The sequence below is a fragment of the Streptomyces sp. NPDC058964 genome, from assembly GCF_042741275.1.
Classification (GTDB): Bacteria; Actinomycetota; Actinomycetes; order Streptomycetales; family Streptomycetaceae; genus Streptomyces.
In genome coordinates this window covers 1-2411 of sequence record NZ_JBHYKH010000832.1, presented here as the reverse complement: position 1 = coordinate 2411, position 2411 = coordinate 1, and the positions used below count along the sequence as shown (strand labels likewise).

Below are 2411 nucleotides of genomic sequence, written 5' to 3'. Positions count from 1 at the left end.
AAGCAGCCCGTCCGGCGTTTCGGGACGAGGCCGTCCAGGCCGAAAGCGGGGGCCCGGGGGCGGCGGCCCCCAGCAGGGCCAGCACCAACGCCGACCAACAAATCAACGGGCGTACCCTGGGGCACGCCGAAGAATCAATCGCTAGGGAGCCGGTCGTGTCCGCAGTCGCACCCGACGGACGCAAGATGCTGCGCCTGGAGGTCCGCAACAGCCAGACCCCCATCGAGCGCAAGCCCGAGTGGATCAAGACCCGGGCGAAAATGGGTCCCGAGTACACGAAGATGCAGAACCTCGTGAAGAGCGAGGGCCTGCACACGGTGTGCCAGGAAGCCGGCTGCCCGAACATCTACGAGTGCTGGGAGGACCGCGAGGCGACCTTCCTCATCGGCGGCGACCAGTGCACCCGGCGGTGCGACTTCTGCCAGATCGACACCGGCAAGCCCGAGGCCCTCGACCGCGACGAGCCCCGCCGTGTCGGCGAGTCCGTGGTCACCATGGACCTGAACTACGCCACGATCACCGGCGTCGCCCGCGACGACCTGGAGGACGGCGGCGCCTGGCTGTACGCCGAGACCGTGCGCCAGATCCACCGGCAGACGGCCGAGCGCGAGGCCGGCCGCACCAAGGTCGAGCTCCTGGCCCCCGACTTCAACGCGGTCCCCGAGCTGCTGGAGGAGGTCTTCGCCTCCCGGCCCGAAGTCTTCGCGCACAACGTCGAGACGGTGCCCCGGATCTTCAAGCGGATCCGCCCCGGCTTCCGCTACGAGCGCTCGCTCCAGGTCATCACGGCCGCGCGCGACTACGGCCTGGTCACCAAGTCGAACCTGATCCTCGGCATGGGCGAGACCCGCGAGGAGGTCAGCGAGGCACTGCGGCAGCTGCACGACGCCGGCTGCGAGCTGATCACCATCACGCAGTACCTGCGCCCGTCCGTGCGCCACCACCCCGTGGAGCGCTGGGTGAAGCCACAGGAGTTCGTGGAGCTGAAGGAGGAGGCCGAGCGGATCGGCTTCTCCGGTGTGATGTCCGGCCCGCTGGTCCGGTCCTCGTACCGCGCCGGCCGCCTCTACCAGATGGCCATCGAGAAGCGTGGCTCCTTCATCGCCACCCAGGCCGTCTGAGACCACCGCCTGACGCATCGTCAGCCTTGCGCCGAACGTGTGCGGTGCAAGCGTGTGAATTCGCGCACTAGATGCTACCGGTCAGTAATGACCGAGAAGACGCGGCCCTGACAGTCCTCGCAGATGGGACGCCCGTCAGGGCCGCGCATGCATTCCACCCCCGCCCCATCAAGGCTTCATTGGCGTTTGACCGGTCAGTCACACCCTGGTAACACCAATCAGTGACCCTGGTATCACAGTTCGTACACCCGTACCCGAAGCCGCCGAGGGAGACCTCCACCATGCAGGCCGCGCCCGTTCGCGCCAACGCCATCCCGTCCTTCACCGACGCACTCCGCGCCGTCGAGTCCCTGCTCATGAGCGGCGGCCAGCGCACCGCCCGCCGCAACGCCTGGACCTCCGTCCTGGAGGACCGCCGTCGCGCCAAGGACAGGTTCGAGGCGCAGCGTGTCCTGGAGCAGGCGGCCACCCGCTCCTGACTCCCTCCTCTGCGGGCACTGCCGTCGTGGGCACTCCCGGGGCCACGTAGACTTCGTGGCATGGCGAGGAAGGAAACCGCAGCGGATGCTGCGAACCCCGGGCGACTGAAGCAGATCGCCCTTACGTACAAGATGACCCGCAAGGCCGACAAAGCGATCGGTCTTGTACTCGCGGCTGTCGGCATCGGCACCTTCGGTGTCTTCCTCGCGATCGGCTTCTTGATCGGCCACCCCATCTACCTGGGCATCCTGGGCCTGCTGCTCGCGTTCCTCGCGGCGGCGATCGTGTTCGGGCGCCGGGCCGAGCGGGCCGCCTTCGGTCAGATGGAGGGCCAGCCGGGTGCCGCCGCGGCCGTGCTCGACAACATCGGCCGGGGCTGGACGACGACCCCCGCGGTGGCGATGAACCGCAGCCAGGACGTGGTGCACCGCGCGGTCGGCAAGGCCGGCATCGTGCTCGTGGCCGAGGGCAACCCGAACCGGGTGAAGAGCCTGCTCGCCGCCGAGAAGAAGAAGATGAACCGCATCGTCGCGGACGTGCCGGTGCACGATGTGATCGTCGGCACGGGCGAGGGCCAGGTCGAGCTGAAGAAGCTGCGCACGACCATGCTGAAGTTCCCGCGCGTGCTCACCGGCCCGCAGGTCACCACCACCAACGACCGGCTGCGCGCCATGGGCGACCTGATGAGCAACATGCCGCTGCCGAAGGGTCCGATGCCGAAGGGCATGCGGATGCCCAGGGGCGGCCCGAAGACCCGCTGACTCCCCTCGTACGACGACGGAGGGGGCACCCGGATCACTCCGGGTGCCC

At 68.6% G+C, this 2411-nt stretch carries 3 protein-coding genes; all 3 read left to right on the top strand.

What is annotated here, in order from left to right; genetic code table 11:
* The first annotated feature begins 155 nt into the window (after window positions 1-155).
* The 3 genes from lipA to ACFW2E_RS45335 all read left to right on the top strand — a co-directional run bounded on the left by lipA (window position 156) and on the right by ACFW2E_RS45335 (window position 2362).
* Window positions 156-1121: a lipoyl synthase gene (gene lipA, locus ACFW2E_RS45345; protein ID WP_384477604.1), complete on the top strand. Its 966-nt coding sequence runs from the start codon at window positions 156-158 to the stop codon at window positions 1119-1121.
* A gap of 281 nt (window positions 1122-1402) precedes the next feature.
* Window positions 1403-1600, top strand: coding sequence for a hypothetical protein (locus ACFW2E_RS45340; RefSeq protein ID WP_384477607.1), 198 nt, complete (start codon window positions 1403-1405; stop codon window positions 1598-1600).
* A gap of 60 nt (window positions 1601-1660) precedes the next feature.
* Window positions 1661-2362: a DUF4191 domain-containing protein gene (locus ACFW2E_RS45335; RefSeq protein WP_384477601.1), complete on the top strand. Its 702-nt coding sequence runs from the start codon at window positions 1661-1663 to the stop codon at window positions 2360-2362.
* The last annotated feature ends 49 nt before the right edge of the window (window positions 2363-2411 follow it).

Coding starts and splice junctions, on each gene's coding strand:
- ACFW2E_RS45340 (WP_384477607.1), top strand. CDS start 1,403: ATGCAGGCCGCGCCCGTTCGCGCCAACGCCATCCCGTCCTTCACCGAC.
- ACFW2E_RS45335 (WP_384477601.1), top strand. CDS start 1,661: ATGGCGAGGAAGGAAACCGCAGCGGATGCTGCGAACCCCGGGCGACTG.